The sequence below is a fragment of the Candidatus Cloacimonadota bacterium genome, from assembly GCA_020532355.1.
GTDB lineage: Bacteria > Cloacimonadota > Cloacimonadia > Cloacimonadales > Cloacimonadaceae > UBA5456.
The window spans coordinates 1-5,658 of sequence record JAJBBD010000004.1 but is presented as its reverse complement, the minus strand read 5'-3'; the positions used below and the strand labels follow the sequence as shown (position 1 = coordinate 5,658).

5 protein-coding genes and 1 pseudogene are annotated in these 5,658 nt (G+C 44.3%); 3 read left to right on the top strand and 3 right to left on the bottom strand.

Features of this window, described 5'->3' with window-relative positions; translation table 11 throughout:
* The 3 genes and pseudogenes from LHW48_00100 to LHW48_00090 form a co-directional block, all read right to left on the bottom strand.
* Positions 1–234 (bottom strand): hypothetical protein (locus tag LHW48_00100; GenBank protein MCB5258862.1); only part of this gene is annotated, 234 nt, incomplete at its 3' end.
* A complete protein-coding gene (locus LHW48_00095; GenBank protein ID MCB5258861.1) occupies positions 234–494 on the bottom strand; it encodes a hypothetical protein in 261 nt (86 codons plus the stop codon). The genes LHW48_00100 and LHW48_00095, both read right to left, overlap by 1 nt.
* Positions 491–958, bottom strand: a pseudogene (locus LHW48_00090) (lysozyme). Before LHW48_00090 ends, LHW48_00095 begins: the two are co-directional and overlap by 4 nt.
* A gap of 163 nt (positions 959–1,121) precedes the next feature.
* Between LHW48_00090 and LHW48_00085 the strand changes: the two are divergent.
* The 3 genes from LHW48_00085 to LHW48_00075 form a co-directional block, all read left to right on the top strand.
* Positions 1,122–1,403 (top strand): hypothetical protein, encoded by a 282-nt coding sequence (locus LHW48_00085; GenBank protein ID MCB5258860.1) that lies wholly within the window; start codon positions 1,122–1,124, stop codon positions 1,401–1,403.
* On the top strand, positions 1,404–4,469 hold the full coding sequence (locus tag LHW48_00080; GenBank protein MCB5258859.1) for an N-6 DNA methylase: 3,066 nt from the start codon (positions 1,404–1,406) through the stop codon (positions 4,467–4,469).
* A 2-nt stretch (positions 4,470–4,471) separates the two neighbouring features.
* On the top strand, positions 4,472–5,658 hold a 1,187-nt coding region (locus LHW48_00075), incomplete at its 3' end, for a DEAD/DEAH box helicase family protein (protein MCB5258858.1).

Genomic DNA, 5,658 nt, shown 5'->3' with positions numbered 1-5,658 from the left:
TCCTACCCGGATAACACGAGGCGTTCTGGGCTTGAGTTCGTTCAGGCGATCCAGGCCAGTTTGATTGAGATAGGAACTCAAGACGGTTAGTGCCCTCAGTTCAAGATTGGCTTTGAATGCGTCTATTTCGCTCCCTGTGAGCAGTTCGGTCGCAGACTGGTCTAGTCCTACGGTTTTGACTATTCCCTCGCCCAGGGTCTTCAAATTGAGAAACTCGGCAGTAGAGTGCAGCATCAGGAAACAGAACCCAAAAACGGGTTCCCTGGAGACTTTGCTTGCAAAGGATTTAGGGTGTGGCGAAAAGAAATCAGGAATGGCTCCTCTTCCGGCAAGTCATCGTGAGTTGCCCGATCATAGTGCTCCTGCAGAACCATAGAGTGTATCATCTCCATTACCAAGCCCTGGTGCTCCTTGAAGATGCCATTGTTGGACATCTCCTTGGGTAGATTGATGATGGCGAGCATGGCATCGGTCTCGACCGGAATGGGGATCACTTACCCTTCCTCATCATCTCAGAAAGCTCTATTGCTCTCATACCCACTTGTTTAGCCCACTTGGAGGCTAACATGCCATTGGCAGCCCGTTCCCAGTCTCCGGAACCGATGAAAGCCAGAGTGTTCTTAAAGCCAAGCAGACCATTGATACCGAGGTAGCAGGGTTCCCGCAAAGAAGCGAAGCGGCTTTGTGGGATGCTTATGCACATGTTGAGCAGCACCGACTGGCGAACCTCATCGAGCTTATTGTACACCTCGGGTATCTCATCGATCAGCCACTGCTCGCAGTCCTGGACATCTCACTCCAGCATAACATAAGCCTCTTTCTGGGAGATGCCCCGGTCATCGAGATTGCGGCCAATGCCGATGGTCAGCTTACCTGCCGTACAGCGGTATGGCTTAAGTCGCAGACCCTCATGTCTGACTAACTGAGCTTTGATTCGGTTCATCAACGCTTCGGTCATGCTTGCTCCTTGATTCCAGATGTGATCATTGATCCAGAGCAAAGAAAGCACTACCCTGTATGCTGACAAATCAGGATGGGCAAGGATGAGACAGATTTTGGGGTTGACAGAATTCAACTTTACAAATCCTTGTGGAAAAAACAAATCTGGCTGTGAGGCATCAATGAAACAGACTATTGAAGATATCCGAAATTTATTGAAGGATGGCACGTTTAAGGACGAACAACATGTTCGCTTTTCTCTTGTGGGCAGGCGATGCCAATCTCTGGGATGGAACATCTGGAGTCCTGAAGAATTTTACACTGAATTCCCAGTCACAAATATCCAGATATGTAATGATGGCTTAGAAGCTAAACATTGCTGTGATTCTGCCAAATCAGCATGGATAAACAAAGAGAATCTGGTTCTATTTGACCATAGACAAAAACAATATAAGGTAATATAGATGGGAAGATCAACAGTTCACTACGCGGACAACAACACCAACAACATACTGAAGAAGCTTCACAAACTCTTCCGCCCTGCAGGGACCCCGGTTCAGCGGGTTGAGTATATCATCGAACTGCTGCTACTACGGATTTTCAATGTGAAGTTGAAGCATGATGATGAATTCAAGGAACTGCGTAAGCTATTCACCGGACAGAATGAAGATCTTCTTTTTTCTTCACTCGGACAGGTTTCTAACGATCTGCTGTTGGATACAATAAACAAGCGATTTTTCCCCTTCTATGCAAGCATTATGTCTCAAGCAAAGAAGGTCTGCACTGGCAATTTGGGGCAGAAAATGCTGGATCAGCTAGTTCTGATCGAAGAGGTATTCAAGAACTCAAATTTTACCAACAATGTGAAGAGCGGTAACATTCACGAGATCATCGGATTGATAGGTGAGTTGGACGAAGAGCGCTTACTTAAAACCGATCTATTAGGCGATGCTATCGAATCTGCACTATCAGAGTCCGGTGGAACGAAGGATATTGGCCTGTACCGTACACCTGACCACATTCGTCAGTTTATGGTGGCTTTGACGGCTCCCTCTTATAGTGATAACATCTTCGACCCGGCCTGCGGGACAGCTGGTTTCCTCTTTGATTCGTTTGGTTATGTGCTTGAAGGCACCTCCCACAATGGCAATTGGCCTGGAGAGAAAGCACATCCAGAGTTGCATTCCTATCTTACTGACTATCTACACAAAAACCCAGTCAAGATGCCCTCCTTTGATAAATCTATGGAGTTTTATCGGTCAGGCCTTCATGGAATTGAGTACTTGGGCATGATACGTAAGATGGCCGCCATCAATTTCTATATTAGAGGACTCAATCCTGCGAACATAGAACAAGGTGACTCTCTGGCGATGTTCACTAATGAATACAAAGACCGTTTCTCGGTTGTTCTGGCTAATCCACCCTTCGGGGCAGAACGTGACAAGGACTCATACTCCAATGTTTGGGAAGAATTTCCAAGAGAAGCAGAAACAACTATCTTATTTGTAAAGCTTATGCTGGACTCCCTAGCTCCTGGAGGTCGATGCGCCGTTGTAGTCTCTGAGGGTTTCCTATCTTGGGATCAGACCAGCGCAAGAAATTTAAGAAAGTTACTTCTTGAACAAGCAGATCTCAAAGCGATCATCAGTCTACCCCAAGGTGTGTTCGTGAGTAAGGGAGGAGTTGGGCCGAAGACTTCAATTTTGTTTTTTGAAAAGGGCTCTCCCACCAGAGAAGTCTGGTATTATCGAGTATCAAATGATGGCTATACTATGGGCACTAATCGTAGGATTATAGAAGGTTGCCAGTTAATAGAAGCCTTGAATATGTTCCATGCATATATCAAGAATGGGGAAACCCCGCCGGAAACCAAGCACTCTTTCTCAATTCCTGCAGAGTGGATACTAACTCTTGATCCGCGTATCAAACAACGTATAGTTGATGATACTACGACAGAATATTCGATAAAGGGCGAGTCTGAGAAGAGAACCTTGAGAAAGAAGCTGGATAGCCAATTGAAGGCTAGTACAATAGATCAGATTGAGCATCAAGAACGGATACACCAGTATGACGAGATTTTGCGAAGTAAATTAGCGAATGAAATTGCTAGGCGTATAGAACGGGCTCACACTTATTCGTTTAATTTACCTAACTATCGAAGTAATCTCTCCGCTTCTCAGATTGAAGCGTGGAAGAGTGCTTTTACCGGAGAATTACGAGCCAACGGAATGAACCTTGATGATCGGTATGCCCATCTACAAAACTGCTCTTTAGAAAAAGCCCATAACGCTCTTGAGGTAATAAATGTGCAGAATGCGCTGGAATACGATATTGCCCGCCAGTATCTGATGGGTTTTCACGAAGACGAACTACTGAAGCATGAAAGTTTGTTGCAGTTACGCAGAATCCTGGAAAGTGGAGCTAAATACCCAAGAGTCCTTCTAAACGATCTCCTTGTGCCAAAAAACGTGCGAATAAAAAAAGATGAGTATGATGGAAGGATCGAGATAGTAGAAAAGATAAGTTTCGCAGAAGGTAAAATCAGCGTAAGAGAGTTCTTTGAAACAGGGATGGATTTATTGATTGCAGATCGAGGTGATTTGATAGCTTCAAAGATAAATATTCATCAAGGCGCTGTTGCAATATCTCCACGAAAACTAGCCTGTTCTACTCATTATCAAGTCTTCGAAGTAGAATCCCCAGATTGTAATCCCGAATTCATTTACTTTTTACTAAGATCTCCAGCTTTTCTCAATCTTCTTATTGAACAGAAAAACAAAGGAATCAAGAATGAGCAAGGTTCCGAATTTATTCTAGGATTCGAGATACCTCTACCCCCTCCTGATGAACAAAGAAGGATAGTGAGCTTACTTTCAAGAATTGCTGAGACAATAAGTTCATGTAGGACGCTAAGCAGAGCTCATGTCCTATATATGCCCGAGATAATGGATACTGAGTATCTTCCTATTGGAAATGCTATCATTGATACGAAAAATGGCTGGTCACCTAACTGTGATGGAGGTGATTTACCAGTTTTGTCACTTTCTTGTTTAAAGTATGGGGAGATAGACCTTTCAGAAAGAAAATACACATCTTATAATAGAGACGACCTTGATGCATTCATCATTCAGGAAGGAGATTTCTTCTACAGTAGAGGGAACACACCTGAGTTGGTGGCTTTAGCAGGAGTATCAGGGAGTATACACGAAAAGATCGTTTTCCCTGATCTTCTGACTCGTGTTAGGTTTGACACGAGTAAAATGAGGCCTCAATTTGCTGTTCTTCTTTTCAATTCTGCACTTGGCCGATCATACTTTGGTAAAGCTCCTTTAGGTGCATCACCGAGCATGGTGAAGGTTTCTCAATCATACATGATGGATTTTCCAGTCCCGTTTATTGGTGAGCTTAGCATTCAAGACGATCTGATTACTAAGTATTACCCTGTGTTAAAAACACTTCGCTCCTTAGACTCATTACAAAACGTAGCAGAACGTGCTATGATCGATATACTCGACAACGTATGGAGGTAGGAATGTCAGGGATTTATTCAAACGAAGCCACAACTACCGATTTAAAGGTTATCAGAGAGCTCGAGACACTAGGGTGGAAAGCAGGCAATACTTTGTTGTATCAACCTCAATACGCTCTGGATACAGAGCAACAGAGCCGTTATCCTGGAGCTAAATCGATAAAACCTGATATCGTCCTGCTGGATTTGCACAACAACCCACTTGCAGTGTTTGAAAACAAACTGAATGACCCCAAGAAAGCTCTGCCCAAATTACGCTTACTCTACGCTGAAGTTCTAAAGCCTCGATTTTTATATGCATGTTCTGCAGATCGCATTCTTTTCTATGACATGGCCTGGATCGGTCTTGAAGCTGGCGAATTTAAGCCAGTGAACACCTTAATGTCAATGGAGGACATGCAGGCACTTATTCACTTGGAGTCGAGAAGAAGGCAAGATCGTGAGATAGTTATCGATCAATCCATCGCAGGTGGTTTTGATCCGGCTGCTGGTAAAGATCGTTATTACCAGCTTGATTGCATAAACTCACTTATTGAAGGAATCAAGGAAGGAAGAGACAAGATGTTGGTGCATATGGCCACCGGGTTAGGAAAGACCAGAACAATGGTAGCATTATGCAAGGCTCTTCTTGATAATGGACTGGCTCGGAGAATTCTGTTTGTGGTTGATCGTCGCCTGCTGGCCGAGCAGGCTAGGGACGATGGATTCAGTTTGATCAGCCCGACTTATAAAACTGCCTGGGTTACAACTTCAAGCTACAAGACCCACAAGCACCAGGACATCCATATCGTAGTGATCGATACACTTGAGATCATCTATTCAGGTATCCCTAGCAACTTCTATGACCTACTCATTGTCGACGAATGTCATCGGTCGATCAATGTGAACAGGAAACTGATTTTCGACCATTTCCTTTGCCCTCGGATCGGTCTCACCGCCACTCCCAGAATCGCAATTCCCAAGGATAAGGAGAACGTCCCTGAAGATGACTTGGCCATTATTGACACTTACCATCTGTTTGGATGCGAAGTCGGCGAACCCACTTACCAGTTCGATATCGATCATGGGATTGATGAAGGCTTTCTGGCTCCCTACAAGGTGAAGGAGATTAAAACTCACCTAACCCTGTTAGCAGAAAAGGATGGGGTTGAGTTTAACTATGTCCTTGACCCAGATGAGCGTAAAAAGAT

Bases quoted from the DNA above. Each gene is read 5' to 3' on its own strand.
- LHW48_00085 (MCB5258860.1), top strand. From the start codon at position 1,122: ATGAAACAGACTATTGAAGATATCCGAAATTTATTGAAGGATGGCACG.
- LHW48_00080 (MCB5258859.1), top strand. From the start codon at position 1,404: ATGGGAAGATCAACAGTTCACTACGCGGACAACAACACCAACAACATA.